Source organism: Aestuariivirga sp. (genome assembly GCF_046093005.1).
Lineage (GTDB): Bacteria > Pseudomonadota > Alphaproteobacteria > Rhizobiales > Aestuariivirgaceae > Aestuariivirga.
In genome coordinates this window covers 20,450-34,284 of the sequence record NZ_JBJTER010000085.1, presented here as the reverse complement: position 1 = coordinate 34,284, position 13,835 = coordinate 20,450, and the positions used below count along the sequence as shown (strand labels likewise).

The following is a 13,835-nucleotide window of genomic DNA, read 5'->3' as shown; positions in this document are numbered from 1 at the left end:
GGAGTCGCACACGAAGCTGTCATACTGGTAGATTTCACGGGCTTTGCCAATGAACACCGGCACATCCAGCAGAGCAGCGATCTCCGCCTCGCGGTGCTGGTTCTGGCGCTTCCTGTATTCGGCGAAGGAAATGCCGCCCTTGTCCGGATTGCCGGGCTTTCCGAGATAGGTCGACAGGGGCTTCAGGTGATCGAACGTGATGTTGGACTGGATGTGGATCGAATCCGACAGCAGCAGGTCGCGCAGGAAGGGCACCCGCATCGCCTCGCGCTTGAAGTTATCGACAATGTGCTCGCCCATGTAGCGGGTGCCGATCCGGTAATCGACCGAATAGTGGTACCAGCCCGATTCCTGCAGCACGTTGGACAGCGTCGTCTTGCCCACGCCGGACATGCCGAATATGGTGACTGCCTTCCGCGGCCTGTTGGCGAAATCCTTGCCCGAGGTGAAACGCATGTGCGTTCCATAGCGGAAGGCATGGGGCGGGAGCAACTGGCGCGATGTGGAAGGAACCATGATCGGCGAAGGCCACGCGGGAGAGACCTGGTACGAGGCCACCGCCAATCGCGGCGCGGCGCGGGAACCCTTGCGGGGGGACCGGCAGGCGGAGGTCTGCGTCATCGGTGGCGGGTTGACGGGCCTCACCACGGCGCTGGAACTGGCCCGCGCCGGGGTGTCGGTCATTCTGCTCGAGGCCCGGCGCCTTGCCTGGGGCGCCTCTGGCCGCAATGGCGGCTTCGTGTCCAACGGCTTTGCCCAGTCAATGGGCGCGGTCGCGGCGCGGGTGGGGCCCGAAGCGGCGCGGGCGCTTTATGGCCTGTCGCGCGAGGGCACCGAATATGTGCGTAAGGCTGGCGCCGGCGTCATCATGGGCGAGGGCTGGCTCGGCTGCCTGCGCTATTCCGATCCGGCGGCCAAGCGGGCGGCGGTGGCGGAGATGCAGAACGGCTATGGCCAGGAGATGCGCTATCTGGAGATGGCAGAGACGCGGGAGCTGGTGAATTCAAGGCGCTATTTCCAGTCCTCCTATGATCCCACCGCCTTCCACATCCATCCGCTGCGCTATGCGGTGAGCCTCGCCGCGGCGGCCGAGGCGGCGGGGGCGGTGATCGCGGAGGGCTCGCCCGTTGCCGCAATCGCGCGGGATGGCGCTGCCCATGTGGTGCGCACGGCGGAAGGGCGGGTACGCGCGGCGCATGTGGTTTACTGCGTGTCCTCGCTCGGCCGCGGGCTTCACCGGCCAACCGGCCGCGCGGTGCTGCCGGTTGCCACCTATGTGGCGGTCACCCAGCCGCTCCGGCAGGATGTGATCCGTACACGGAGTGCCGTGTCGGACTCGCGCCGCGCCGGAAACTATTTTCGCCTTATCGACGAAGGCCGGCTGTTGTGGGGCGGGGCGATCACCACCCGCGTCTCGGAGCCCCGCCGCCTCGCTGAGCGCATGAAGCGGGACATGGTCTCGGTGTTTCCGGGGCTGGGAGCCCCGCGCATCGATTATGCCTGGGCCGGGCTCATGGGCTATGCCCGGCACTTCATGCCGCTGATCGGCGGCGATGGAACCGGTCAATGGTGGGCCACCGCTTTCGGCGGCCATGGCCTCAACACCACGGCGATGGCCGGGCTGCTCGTCGCCCGCGCCATTGCCGCGAAGGATGACGAATACCGCCGCTTCGCGCCATTCGCGCCGCAATGGGCGGGCGGGCCTCTTGGCCGCGCCGCGGTGCAGTCCGGCTACTGGTACATGCAGCTGCGCGACCGGCTGGATGAAGCCCGGGCCGCCGGATAGAGCGCCCCGGACCGTTGCGCGGATTTTTCCGGGGTGGCGGCCAGCATGTCAAGAAAGTGTCGTCGAATCAGTGGCCTAGACAGGGTGTGGATGGCTCCCGGCTGGGCCATTCCGGCTATTGTGGAAGGTTTGGGCTGCCGCTATAAGCCCGCGCCAGCGGGGGTTCAGAGAGAGTTCGAGATGACTGCCACAGTCGGCGAAGACTACCGGCCCAGTGACGACGAGCCGTTCATGAATGAGCGGCAGCGCGACTACTTCCGGGCGAAGCTGATCGCCTGGAAGGAAGATATTCTTAAGGAGAGCAAGGAAACCATCGCGCATCTGCAGGACGAGAATCACGTGCTGCCGGATCTTGCCGACCGCGCCTCCTCCGAAACCGACCGCTCGCTGGAACTGCGCACCCGCGACCGCCAGCGCAAACTGATCGCCAAGATCGACGCGGCGCTGAAGCGCATCGACGACGGCTCCTACGGCTATTGCGAGGAAACGGGCGAGCCGATCAGCCTCAAGCGCCTCGACGCCCGGCCCATCGCCACGCTGTCGATCGAGGCGCAGGAACGCCATGAACGCCGCGAACGCGTCTACCGCGACGATTGACCTTACGTCAGGCGCGGGTTCAAGTTTTTTGGTTGCCCGTGAGAACGGCCGGTTGTACGGCATGGGTTCCCAAAACCAAAGGACAACCCTGATGAGAGTATTCGCCGTTTCGATTTGTCTCGTTCTGTGTGCCGTGGCTCCGGCCGTTGCCGGCCAGACTGAGGCTAAGGAATGCGCCGCAGGCCTCGACGACAAGAGCAAGATGATTTTCAACGCCGTGCTCCCCAAGGTGACGCCGGGAGCCAAGCTGAAAGGCGAACTCGCCTCAGCCACCAAGGAATTGGTGAAGTCCGGCAAGATCCCGCGGGCTGACGCCAAGGCGGCGGCCACCGCGGCGGCCAAGTGCCTCAAGCTTGGTCTGCAATAGATCCCTGCCGGGCCGCTGCCTTCTTACGGACATCTCCACCTTCTCGAAGCTCCGCTCATCGACGGGGCACACTGGAGCCGGTCTCCCGTGAAACGCTCCGAAGCCCGCCGCTCAACGAATGCCGCACACAGGGCCGCGAACTGGCGGCGGCACAGGCCGCGTTCGGCGGACAGGCAAGGCGCGTCCGCTATCCCGGCGCGGGAGTGAGAGGCGGCCAGCCGGCCATCAATCCCGCGGCGTCCATTGCGCCGGCCTAACCGCACGGTGGGTGGCGGCGGACTCATAGGCCGCTTCCACCAGCGCATAGGTCTTGAGATTGTCCTCGCCCGAGGTATCGGCGGGCAGTCCCGCCCGGAAACGTTCGAACATGTGGCGGTTGGTGTGTAAGACCGCTTCCTGCGAGCCATGCCAGGGGCGGCTCGTCCAGCTCAGCAGGGGGCTTCCCACATGGTCCTCGAAGCCGAGGCCCTGGGTGGTGATGGTGACCTTCTCGCCCTTGCGGAGAATGACCGAGCCGCCATCGCCCTCGATCTCCAGCATGGTTTCCGGGAACGGGTCGTCGTGGCGGCGCGCCGCATAGGTGGCCTCGACCACCGACACGGCGCCGGAACTGTGCCGCATCATGATTGTGGCGGTGTCCTCGGCCCTGATCTTCGGATTGCGCTTCTGGGTTTCGCAGCTCAGGCGATCGACCTCGCCAAGGAAATAGCGCGCGAGGTCCAGCACATGGATGCCGACATCCTGAATGACCAGTTTTTCCTCCTCGGCCAGATAGGGCTGGCCGCGGTAGACATCGAACCCGGTGCGCCAGGAGAGCCGGGCCCAGCTTGGCGTGCCGATGGTGCCCTGATCGATGATTTTCTTCACCGCGCGCATCGCCGTGCCGAAGCGGAAGTTTTCATGCACCGCCAGCCACGCCTTGTGCTTGCGCGCCGTGTCGACGATTGCCACGCAATCCTCCCAGGTCGGCGCGAAGGGCTTCTGGACCACGGCGGCGACGCCCCGCGCGGCGGCAATCGCCGCAAGTTCGCGGTGGGTGTCCATGCGGGTGGCGATGTCGAGGAGGCCGATGTTCACCGCATCGAGCATCTTTCCCATATCGGTGAAATGCGGAACGCCGAATTTCGCCCCGGCCTGCGCGGCGCGCGCCGGATCGCGGTCGCACACGGCAGAGAGAATGGCGCCTTCGGGCCGCAGGTCCGTCCAGGCGTTGAGGTGATTCTGGGCGTAAAATCCGCAGCCCACCATGCCGATTGCCACTGTGCCGGTCTTGGTCATGTCATGCCCTCCCTGATTGCCGTACCATAGACCAGTTCACGCCGGGCGCGCCGCCAAAAAAGAAGAACCCCGCCACTGGGTGGCGGGGTTCCAGACCTCCGGAGCGGGGAGGGCGAGACGGCTAGAATTCCTCCCAGCCGCCTTCGGGTGCCTCGGCCTTGGCCGCCGCGCCGCCGCCAGCCGCCGCCAGCTTGGTCTTGCGGACCGGCGCGCGGGGAGCCGGTTTGTGGCTTTCGCGGGCCTCTTCGGCCTGGGCGATCATGGCGTTGGCCGCCGTGGTGAAGCGCGACACGATCTGCGCCAGCTCGGTGGACTGCTGGGTGAGCGTGCGCGTCGCGGCGGTGGCCTCTTCGACCATCGCGGCGTTCTGCTGGGTAACCTGGTCCATCTGGTCGACGGCGGTGTTGACCTCCTGGAGCCCGGTTGCCTGCTGCTCGGCGCTGCGGGCGATCTCGGTCACGATACCGTTGATGTCGTTCACGCGCTCGATGATCTGGCGGAGCGACGTGCCGGTCTCGGCCACCAGCTGCACGCCTTCCTGCACCTGGTCACGCGAGGTGGAGAGGATGCCCTTGATCTCCTTGGCGGCTTCCGCCGAGCGCTGGGCAAGCGCCCGCACCTCGGAGGCCACCACCGCGAAGCCGCGGCCCGCCTCGCCGGCCCTGGCCGCTTCGACACCGGCGTTGAGCGCCAGCAGGTTGGTCTGGAAGGCGATCTCGTCAATCACGCCGATGATCTGGGTGATCTCCTGTGACGACTTCTCGATGCCCTGCATGGCTTCCACCGCGCGCTTGACGACGACGCCACTGCGGTCGGCGTCCTCCTTGGCGGCGGTCACCATGTTGCGGGCATGCTGGGCGCCCTCGGCGGTCTTCTTGACGGTGGAGGTGATCTCCGCCACGGCGGCCGCCGTCTCTTCGAGGTTCGCGGCCTGGTTCTCGGTGCGCCGCGACAGGTTGTCGGAGGCCTGGGCGATCTCCTCGGTGCCGGACTTGATGCCGAAGGACCCGCGCTTCACCGTGTTGATGGTGTCGGTGAGGCTGTCAGCGGCCGAGTTGAAGTACTGCCTCAGCTTGTCCAGCGTATCGGGGAACGGCTGGTCAATGCGGTGCAGCAGATTGCCTTTGGCGAGGTTCTCGAGGCCCTGGCCCAGCACGCTGATGATGTGCTTGGAGTTCTCATCGTTGCGGCGGTTCTGCACCGCTTGTTCCTTGAACACCGCGAGGGCACGGGCCATCTGGCCCACTTCATCGCCGCGCGCGGTGAAGGGCACCTCTTCTTCAAGCTGGCCGCCGGCCAGACGCGACATGGTTGCGGACATCGCCGTGATGGCGCGGACCACGAATTGATGCGCCGCCAGCAGGATCAGCACAATGGCGATGGCGATGGCGGCGTTCAAACCGGTCACCAGGTTGATATCGCTACTCGAGCTTTCAACGGTTTCCGTCTTGAGTTTGCCGACCCGACCGTTAACTTCGACCGCCTGGGCCGCCATGTAGGCGCCAAAGTCGATGAAATCATTGCTGAGCCTGTCGACGATCAGGCCGGTGTCGGCGCCGCGCTGAACGGCTGGAAGGAACTCGCCCCGGACGGTCTTCCAGAAACTGTCGTTGTACCGCTCGATTTTACCGAGGAACTCTGCCCATTCCGACTCACTCATGAGGGTGAGCTCGCTCGGGACATCTTTCCAGTGCTTCATACGGCTGCGGTACTCGGCTTCGAGGGAGTCCAGGCGTTCGCCGATCTTGTTCAGTATCGCCGGGTCGCCCTCAATGATGTGCATGTAGGCAAAGGCCTGCGCCGGGTAGACCGGCGGAGGCAGAATATCGGCCACGAGATCCTTGCCCTCGATGATGCGGTCATAGGCGGGGCTGCCGATCCGGATGTCGTTGATCGAGGAATAGGTCTGAAGCCCGAGGAATGCCAGCAGGCCGGCAATGACCAGGCCGAAGCCGACCATCAGCCGCTGAATGGTAAAGATACTGTTCTTCATGTGGTTTCCGCCGTGTTTACTCTTTGTTTGGGTTGGAAGGTGAAGGAGGCCCTTCAGACGGCCTTGTTGTGGCCCGAAGGGAGGGTGTCGTAAAAGGCATGAACGCCCGCCAGCGGTGCGCCGGTTTCAGTGAATTCGGCGCCATGACGCGACTGCATGGCCCAGCGTACGACACAGGCTACATCGCCCAGCTTTTCGTGGCGCAGGGTGAAAACATCCCCTGGCTTCAGCGAGATGACAGGATCGATGCTGAAACCGACGCCGCCCGCCGAGAGGTTGTGGACCCGCGCCCGGATCTCGCCGTGGCGGGTTGTGATCGTGGCGTCGAGGTTGCAATCGCGCCGGTCGGCGCGGCGGCGCTGGGAAAAGGCTTGCGTGCCCTCCAGACCGTTTTTCAGCGATATGCCCACGCCCATCACGCGCTCCTGCCACATCCAGTAGGGGACGCTAGGCCTGGAACGTTGTGTCAAACTTGAGGGCGGCGGCCGCGGGGGCGGCTGGCCGCATCGCGAAACCCGCTTGGAGGCGGGGGCAATTTCCTGTAACAGAATATTATGGGTTCAGTCCGTGCGATAGGCTTGGCCGGGGCAGTGGGGATGGCGTTGTCATGCGCCGCGCACGCGGATGCTGACGTCTTTGCGGCCGGGGCCTTTGATGTCGCCGCGCTTCAGCCGTTCGTGGCGCTCAGCGACGAGGCAATATTGTCGGCGGATGAAGTCAGCGGCTTGTCCTTGCAACGGGACCTGCGCATTGAGCCCGCTTCCGGCGCGAGCGGTTTTCTCGACTCCCTGAAATATAATCTTGAGCGGAAGGACGTATCGCAATTCGACGCCTTCAACGCGGACGTGTTCTGGGACCAGTCGGCGTCCATCAAATGGGACATCATCGCCGTCTATGGCCTGACCACCGCGTTCGGCCTCAGCAACTGGGAGTGGGGCTCCTCCGGTTTTCACTTCGAAAATGAGGGCTGGTTTGGCGAGGATACGAAATATGGCGGCATGGACAAGCTGGGGCACGCTTTCACTGGTTATCTGCTGAGCGACTATTTCTCGCAACGGATCGCGCATGAAGTATCGGACTCGAATGGCGCGATCGTCACGGGCGGCATCCTCAGCATGGGTCTCATGACCTATATCGAATTCTTCGACGGGTTTTCCGGCGGCCACGGCTTTTCCTATGAAGACCTGATCGCGGACGGCATTGGCGTGGGCTTTTCGTTTCTCCGCAACACCGTTCCCAACATGGCGGAGAGGGTGGATTTCCGGCTTGAGTATATTCAATCGGACTATTCGGACTTCGCCCCCTTCACCGACTATGCCGGGCAGAAATACGTGCTGGCGCTCAAGCTGTCCGGCTTCGAAAACTTCGAGGAAACGCCACTTCGCTTTGTCGAATTGCAGGCGGGCTATTTCACCCAGGGCTATACCGATGCCGAGCGGGACGCTGGAGTCGAACAGCGGCGTGAGCCCTACGTGGCGATCGGCCTGAACCTCAATGAGTTCCTTGGCGAAGTGCCGGAAGCGCGCGATACGCTGCCGGGGCTGGCCGCCAGCCGGGCGCTGGAATATCTCCAGGTGCCCTACACCTACATCCCCACCGCCACGCGCTGAGCCTGGCTCTCCATCAGCCGGCCGGCCAGCGTTTCCATGTCTGTTGCTTCGGCATTGGCGAAGGCGATGCGCAGGTACTGCTCCTGTCCGGGTCCGAACATCGATCCCGGCAGGCACAGGAGGTCATGCTCGCCGGCAAGGCGCATGGCCACCTGCCTGGCGGTTTCATCCGTGAACGGATGTTTGACATAGGCGAAAAGCGCCCCCGAGCTGACCAGCTCATAGCGCAAGCCCGGCCGGGCGAAGGCCTTGCGCAGCGATTCCAGCCGGTGCTGCATCATGGCGAGTTTGCCGCGCTTCCAGTCATCGAGCGAGGAGAGCGCGAACAGGGCGGCGCGCTGGGAGATGTGCGAGGTGCAGATCGCCAGGCAATCCATGATCTTCTCGATCTCGGCCAGGATGCGCGGCGACGCGGTGATGGCGCCCACCCGGTAGCCGGTCATCGCATAGACCTTGGAAAAGCTGTAGAGATGGATGAACGCCTCGTCCCAGCCGGGCGTCGCGAACAGCCGGTGCGCGGGCGCGGGTCCGGCCCGGAAATCCTTGTAGGTCTCGTCGATCACCAGCGCGATGCCGTGCCGGCGCGCCAGTTCGAAAAAGCCCTGAATCACCTCCGGCGGATAGATGGCGCCGGTGGGATTGTTGGGCGAGCAGAGCACGATGGCCCTCGTTCGGGCGTCGATGAGCGGGGCCGCGTCCCCGGGATCGGGATGGGTCCGGCCCGCCGCGACGGCGGGGATGAGCCGCGTCTCCAGCCCCAGCATGCCGAGCCACATGGTGTGATTGAAGAAATAGGGGGCCGGGATGATGACGTTGTCGCCCGCCGAGGCGATGGCCATCAGGGATGCGGCAAAGGCCTGGTTGCAGCCCGCCGTGACGCAGACGTTCTCGGCCGCGACCGCGCCCTGGTAGTCAGCCGAGAAATGCGCGGCGATGGCGGCGCGCAGGGCCGGAATGCCGAAGATATCGGTGTAGAGGCCGATGCCCGGCTCATGCGCCAGCCGGGCGACTTCGTCATCCAGCGCTTCGGCGCACGACCAGCTTGGCACCGCCTGGCAGAGATTAAGCAGCTTGCGGTTCCGCAGCCCCGGCCTCACCCAGCTCTGCGCCTCCATGATCGGCGGCGCCTCGATCCGGTTGACGGCGGGATTGACGGCATAGGTCATGATGGGGCACCAACGATCTGAAGATAAGCTGCGGATGCGCCGGAACATGCCGGGGGCCGCCAGGAGGTGCAAGCATGAAAGCGATCCGGATCAGCGAAACCGGCGGCCCCGAGGTCATGAAGCTCGAGGAGATCGAACTCGGCAAGCCCGGGCCGGGCGAGGTGCGGGTGCGGCAGACCGCGATCGGCCTCAACTATATCGACACCTATCATCGCTCCGGGCTTTATCCGGTGGCGCTGCCCTCCGGGATCGGGCTCGAGGCGGCGGGCGTGGTCGAGGAACTGGGGCCGGGCGTCTCTGGCCTCGGGGTGGGAGACCGCATCGCCTACGGCACCGGACCGATCGGCGCCTATGCCGGGGAGCGCAACCTGCCGGCCGCCAGGCTCACCAGGCTGCCGCCCTCGATTTCCGACGAAACCGCCGCCGGCATGATGCTGAAGGGCATGACGGTGCGCTATCTGGTGCGGGCCACCTACAAGGTCGAGCCGGGTGACACCATCCTGCTCCATGCGGCGGCGGGCGGCGTTGGCCTGCTGCTGAGCCAATGGGCGAAGGCGCTGGGCGCCACCGTCATCGGAACCGTGGGATCTGAAGAGAAGGTGGCGATCGCCAGAGCTCATGGCTGCGACCATGTCATCAACTATTCCTCCGAGGACACCGTGGCGCGGGTGAAAGAGATCACCGGCGGCAAGGGCGTTCCGGTGGTCTATGACGGGGTGGGGCAGGCAACGCTGATGACCTCGCTCGATTGCCTCAGGCCGCGCGGGCTTCTGGTGAGCTTCGGCAATGCGTCGGGCCCGGTGAAGGCGCTCGATCTCGGCCTGCTGGCGGCCAAGGGCTCGCTTTATGTGACGAGGCCCACGCTGATGACCTACACGGCGTCTGACGCCGACTTGAAGGAAACCGCCGATGACCTCGTTCAGATGGTGGCCAGCGGCAAGCTGAAGGTGCCGGTCAACCAGCGTTATGCGCTGGTCGACGCGGTGCAGGCCCACCGCGACCTTGAGGCGCGCCGCACCACCGGAACCACGGTCCTGCTTCCATGATGGCAGGCCGGGGCGAGCAGCTTACGCTCGCGCTCAGCAACATCGAGGAGCTGGCAGCCCGCGGGCAGCTGGCGCGGGCGGAGGCGCTGGCGCGCCAGCTGGTGGCCGCCAACCCGCTTGTGGCCGCCGCGCATTTCACGCTGGGCATCGTGCTGCAATCGGCGGGCCGCTTCGAACTGGCCGAGCCCGCCCTGGCCCGCGCGGTGACGCTCAATGGCCGCAACATCGACTATGTCCTGAATTATGGGCTTTGCCTGCTGTTGATGGGGCGGGTGGCGGAAGCAGCGCCGCTTTATGAACGTGCGCTGGCGCTGGAGCCACGGGGGTTTCAGGCAATCTGGCGCTATGGTTCCTTCGAGGCCCGGCTCGGCCACATGGAGGAGGCGCTGCGGCGCTACGAATCCGCACTGGCCAGGGCCCCGGAAGCCGCCCGCCACGCCATCAGGCTCGATATTCTGGAAGCGCTGCTCTCCCTCGGGCGGGTGGAGGAGGCCCTGCGGCGCATCGCGCATGAATTCGCGGCGACGCCCTACAAGGCGCGCTATCTGTGTCTCAAGGCCAGCGCCGGGCGCCACGAGGCAGGCTCTGAACTCGATCGCGACATCGCGCGGCTGTTGGAGTCACCAGGCCTCGCGCCGGAGGAGCGCAGCGACCTGATGATCCGCCAGGGCGTGATGCTGCAGGCGAGCGGCCGCCACGACGACGCCTTCGCCACCATGCTGGCAGCGAAGAAGCTGCTGAAGGCGCCCGCCGTCACGCCGGCTTTCACCGCCGAGGTCGAGGCCCGCATGGCCGCCTTCACGCCGGAGCGTGTGCAGCGGCTCATCGCGCGTCATGGCCGCAGCCGCTTTCGCCCGATCTTCGTGGTCGGCCTGCCGCGCTCGGGCACCACGCTGGCGGCGCAGATCCTGTCTTCGCACAGCAAGGCCGGCAACGCGGGCGAGCTCGAAACCATGACTTATGCCGCGGCAAAGCTGGCGGACGGCCGCCCGCTGGCCGAGATTGAGGCGGCGCTGGAGCGGATGGGAGACGCGAAGATCGACGCCATCGCGAGCCTCTATGAGCAGGCCATGGGCTTCGTGGTGCCGGGGAGGGAACGCCCGGTTGACAAGATGCCGCTCAATTTCCGCTTTGTGGCCGAGGCATCGATATTGTTCCCGGGGGCCCGGTTCGTGCATTGCACGCGCCATCCCGCCGATACTTTCATGTCGGCTTTCCAGACCGAGATGAATCCGGCCCATTCCTACAGCTATGACCCCGCCGACTATGCCGCCTATCACCGGCAATACCGCCGACTGATGGCGCATTGGCACAGCGCCTTGCCGGGCCGGGTGTTTCACCTCTCCTACGAGACGCTGGTGACCGAGCCAGAACCGGCCATTCGCGCGCTGCTTGATTTCGCCGGGCTTGGTTTCGAAGCCGCCTGCCTGGAGCCGGAGCGTAACCCGGCTGCCGTCACCACTTTCAGCCGCCTGCAAGTCCGTTCAGGCATCAATGCCGCCTCGGTGGGGCGCTGGCGGCCCTATGAGAAACACTTGCGCCCGATCCTGGAAAGCATGGCGGCGTGAGGTTGCCGCCGCGGGGCGCCTTGAAATGAAAATGCCACGGTCGCGCCGTGGCATTTTGCGGTTCAGGGCGGGCCGCCGCGCTGGCCTGGCGGGCGGAAATCAGAGCACGATCATGTGCCGCGCTTCCGGCGTTGTGGGGCTCATCGCCGAGGGCCGCAGGCGGCCCGGCAGGATCGCCACGTCATAAAGCTCCTCGACCACGCCCTCGATCGACAGCGAGTGCACGGCTTTTCCAGACTGCAGGTCAATGACCTGGATGCCGCATACCGGGTTTAGCTTGTGGCGCTCCAGCTGGGCATCAAGGTTCAGGCCGGACAGCGTTTTGCTGCCGCGCGGTTTCGAAAGCCCCACCACCGCGAAACCATCGAGGAAGCTGAGCCCGCGCAGATAGCCCGGGCAGAAGGTGACGGGCTGGAAGCGGCCGCTCGGCCTGTCGACATAGCCAAACTCGCCGGTGCCGGAATTGTGCAGCCACAGCATGCCGCCATGATAGCGCGGCGAATGCGGCATGCTGAGGCCATCGCTCAGCGTTTCGCCGGTGCCGACATCGATCACCCGGCCGCCATCGGCGCGGCGATCACGCCAGCCGTCGCGCTTGTCGCTGGGGGCGAGAAGCGAGACGCAGGCCGGCGCGCCTTCCTTCATCGCGAGGCCGTTCAGGTGGCAGCGGTCCTCTGGCATGATCTGGGTGATGAAGGAGGGTTTCCAGACCACATCAAAGCTGCGCTCGGCGCTGACCGCGGCAAGGCAGTTGAAGACGGTGTTGGCGAACATCAGCCGCCCGTCGCCGGCCACCGCCATGTCATGGGCATCAACATCGCCGGTGAAATAGACGGTGCGCGGCATATAGAGCGCATCCGGCCCCTGTTCGGCGGTGGGCTGGCCCGCCACTGCGTCGGTGAAGCGGATAATCTGGCTGTCGGCGCTGACCCACAGGCTGCTGTTATGGACAGTCAAGCCCTGGCACTTGCCGATGCTGCGGTTGAACACCCACAGCCGGCCATCCGGCTGGGCGCCAAAGAAGAAAAGCTTGCCCGCCTGATAGGTGGAAACGGCAAGGCTGCAGCGGTGTTCGGTGAGCCACGCCGTGAAACCCGGCGAAGCGGTTGCTGTGAAGGGCGGGCTGCCGCCGGGCTCATCTACCGCCTGCCCGGCCATGCGTGAGGGTGCATTCATGACAGGCATCGTCCGTCACAGAGGTTGCGCGGGGCTTACGTTTGGGCAGGTGACGGATCGGGAGGGTGGTGGGTGGTACAGGGATCGAACCTGTGACCCCTACCATGTCAAGGTAGTGCTCTACCGCTGAGCTAACCACCCACGCTGAACGATGACGGCGACCCTCATAGCTGGCGGGCAGGCGGGGCGCAAGCCCTGGCCGTCAGGCGGCCATGAGCCGTTCGACCTCGTTCACCAGATCGCGCAGGTGGAAGGGCTTGGACAGCACCTTGGCGTCCTTCGGGGCCTTCGAGTCCGGGTGCAGCGCCACGGCGGCAAAACCGGTGATGAACATAATCTTGAGCGAGGGATCGAGCTCCGAGGCGCGGCGCGCCAGCTCGATGCCGTCCATCTCCGGCATCACGATATCGGTGAGCAGCAGATCGAAGCTGGTCTGCTTGATTTCCTCATAGGCGCTCATGCCCTCGCTGAAGCATACCACCTCGTGGCCGGCCTTCTGCAAGGCCTTCACGAGGAAGTTCCGCATGTCATCGTCGTCTTCGGCGAGGAGGATCTTTGCCGTCGTCTTCATGGCCGTCACGCGTTTCAGACCTTTTCCAGACTTTGAGGGAAGAGTCTAAACTATCGCCGCACTCGCCGCAAATGGCTCCAGCCGGAAGTCCACCGCCGCCGCGAATAGGCCTTGCAATGGCGGGATATATGATCCATATGTCGTTTTATCGATACTTGGGCCGGACGATTGGCCGCTTCGCACCCCTTAGGGCCGCGCACGCAAGACTCCTCCAATTCTCGACCATGGTCTTGCCGTGATTTCAAACGTCGCGCAGGGCTCACCCTAACCAAACCTAAGGAAGACCCCATGAATACGGGTACTGTGAAGTGGTTCAACGAGCAGAAGGGCTACGGCTTCATCCAGCCGGACAATGGCAGCAAGGATGTGTTCGTTCACATCTCGGCCGTTGAGCGCGCCGGTCTGCGCACGCTGAAGGAGGGCCAGAAGGTCTCCTTCGAGATCGTGACGGACAAGCGCACCGGTCGCAGCTCGGCTGGCAATCTGACCGCCGCCTGATCGCTTCGAACGATATTCACGCAACGTGCCCGGCCGAGAGGCCGGGCATTTGTTTTTATGCAATGCACAATGTCTGGCGCAAGAATCATGCATTGATTGCATGGAGATAGCCGGTTTGCGGCGATGATTCGTCCGCTTGCGACACCTTAACGGCGGTTAACCGATTGGCCCGCATTAAG

13 protein-coding genes, 1 tRNA gene and 1 pseudogene are annotated in these 13,835 nt (G+C 64.8%); 7 read left to right on the top strand and 8 right to left on the bottom strand.

Annotated elements, in window-relative coordinates; all coding sequences use genetic code 11:
- Positions 1-456: pseudogene (locus ACKOED_RS06960) on the bottom strand (ATPase); the annotation flags it as partial.
- A gap of 58 nt (positions 457-514) precedes the next feature.
- Between ACKOED_RS06960 and ACKOED_RS06955 the strand changes: the two are divergent.
- The 3 genes from ACKOED_RS06955 (at position 515) to ACKOED_RS06945 (ending at position 2,750) form a co-directional block, all read left to right on the top strand.
- Complete coding sequence (locus ACKOED_RS06955) at positions 515-1,786, top strand: NAD(P)/FAD-dependent oxidoreductase (protein ID WP_408915856.1); 1,272 nt, start codon at positions 515-517, stop codon at positions 1,784-1,786.
- Between the two features lie 180 nt (positions 1,787-1,966).
- Positions 1,967-2,383 (top strand): RNA polymerase-binding protein DksA, encoded by a 417-nt coding sequence (dksA, locus tag ACKOED_RS06950; RefSeq protein ID WP_408915855.1) that lies wholly within the window; start codon positions 1,967-1,969, stop codon positions 2,381-2,383.
- A 91-nt stretch (positions 2,384-2,474) separates the two neighbouring features.
- Positions 2,475-2,750, top strand: a complete 276-nt coding sequence (locus ACKOED_RS06945; RefSeq protein ID WP_408915854.1) for a hypothetical protein — start codon at positions 2,475-2,477, stop codon at positions 2,748-2,750.
- A gap of 225 nt (positions 2,751-2,975) precedes the next feature.
- Here the strand turns inward: ACKOED_RS06945 and ACKOED_RS06940 are convergent, their stop codons facing one another.
- From ACKOED_RS06940 to ACKOED_RS06930, 3 genes are all read right to left on the bottom strand, one after another.
- Positions 2,976-4,028: a Gfo/Idh/MocA family protein gene (locus ACKOED_RS06940; RefSeq protein ID WP_408915853.1), complete on the bottom strand. Its 1,053-nt coding sequence runs from the start codon at positions 4,026-4,028 to the stop codon at positions 2,976-2,978.
- Between the two features lie 121 nt (positions 4,029-4,149).
- Positions 4,150-6,021 carry a methyl-accepting chemotaxis protein gene (locus ACKOED_RS06935; protein WP_408915852.1) on the bottom strand — a complete coding sequence of 624 codons (1,872 nt, stop codon included), beginning with the start codon at positions 6,019-6,021 and terminating at the stop codon, positions 4,150-4,152.
- A 53-nt stretch (positions 6,022-6,074) separates the two neighbouring features.
- Entirely contained in the window at positions 6,075-6,437 is a 363-nt protein-coding gene (locus ACKOED_RS06930) for a PilZ domain-containing protein (protein WP_408915851.1), read from the bottom strand.
- 180 nt (positions 6,438-6,617) lie between these two features.
- On the opposite strand from ACKOED_RS06930, the gene ACKOED_RS06925 reads away from it, so the two are divergent.
- Positions 6,618-7,631 carry a DUF2279 domain-containing protein gene (locus tag ACKOED_RS06925; RefSeq protein WP_408915850.1) on the top strand — a complete coding sequence of 338 codons (1,014 nt, stop codon included), beginning with the start codon at positions 6,618-6,620 and terminating at the stop codon, positions 7,629-7,631.
- On the opposite strand, the gene ACKOED_RS06920 is transcribed toward ACKOED_RS06925, so the two are convergent.
- On the bottom strand, positions 7,607-8,797 hold the full coding sequence (locus ACKOED_RS06920) for an aminotransferase (protein ID WP_408915849.1): 1,191 nt from the start codon (positions 8,795-8,797) through the stop codon (positions 7,607-7,609). The two genes, ACKOED_RS06925 and ACKOED_RS06920, sit on opposite strands and share 25 nt — an antisense overlap.
- Positions 8,798-8,871: 74 nt before the next feature.
- On the opposite strand from ACKOED_RS06920, the gene ACKOED_RS06915 reads away from it, so the two are divergent.
- A complete protein-coding gene (locus ACKOED_RS06915) occupies positions 8,872-9,843 on the top strand; it encodes a quinone oxidoreductase family protein (protein WP_408915848.1) in 972 nt (323 codons plus the stop codon).
- Complete coding sequence (locus ACKOED_RS06910) at positions 9,840-11,411, top strand: sulfotransferase (RefSeq protein ID WP_408915847.1); 1,572 nt, start codon at positions 9,840-9,842, stop codon at positions 11,409-11,411. The genes ACKOED_RS06915 and ACKOED_RS06910 overlap by 4 nt, the downstream gene beginning before the upstream one ends.
- A 99-nt stretch (positions 11,412-11,510) precedes the next feature.
- Here ACKOED_RS06910 and ACKOED_RS06905 read toward each other — a convergent pair whose 3' ends face one another.
- The 3 genes from ACKOED_RS06905 to cpdR all read right to left on the bottom strand — a co-directional run bounded on the left by ACKOED_RS06905 (position 11,511) and on the right by cpdR (position 13,158).
- Positions 11,511-12,587 (bottom strand): TIGR03032 family protein, encoded by a 1,077-nt coding sequence (locus ACKOED_RS06905; RefSeq protein WP_408915846.1) that lies wholly within the window; start codon positions 12,585-12,587, stop codon positions 11,511-11,513.
- A 66-nt stretch (positions 12,588-12,653) separates the two neighbouring features.
- Positions 12,654-12,728, bottom strand: a tRNA-Val gene (locus tag ACKOED_RS06900).
- A gap of 61 nt (positions 12,729-12,789) precedes the next feature.
- A complete protein-coding gene (gene cpdR / locus ACKOED_RS06895) occupies positions 12,790-13,158 on the bottom strand; it encodes a cell cycle two-component system response regulator CpdR (RefSeq protein WP_408915859.1) in 369 nt (122 codons plus the stop codon).
- A 288-nt stretch (positions 13,159-13,446) separates the two neighbouring features.
- Here cpdR and ACKOED_RS06890 point away from each other — a divergent pair, with 288 nt between their 5' ends.
- On the top strand, positions 13,447-13,656 hold the full coding sequence (locus ACKOED_RS06890) for a cold-shock protein (RefSeq protein ID WP_408915845.1): 210 nt from the start codon (positions 13,447-13,449) through the stop codon (positions 13,654-13,656).
- Positions 13,657-13,835: the final 179 nt, after the last annotated feature.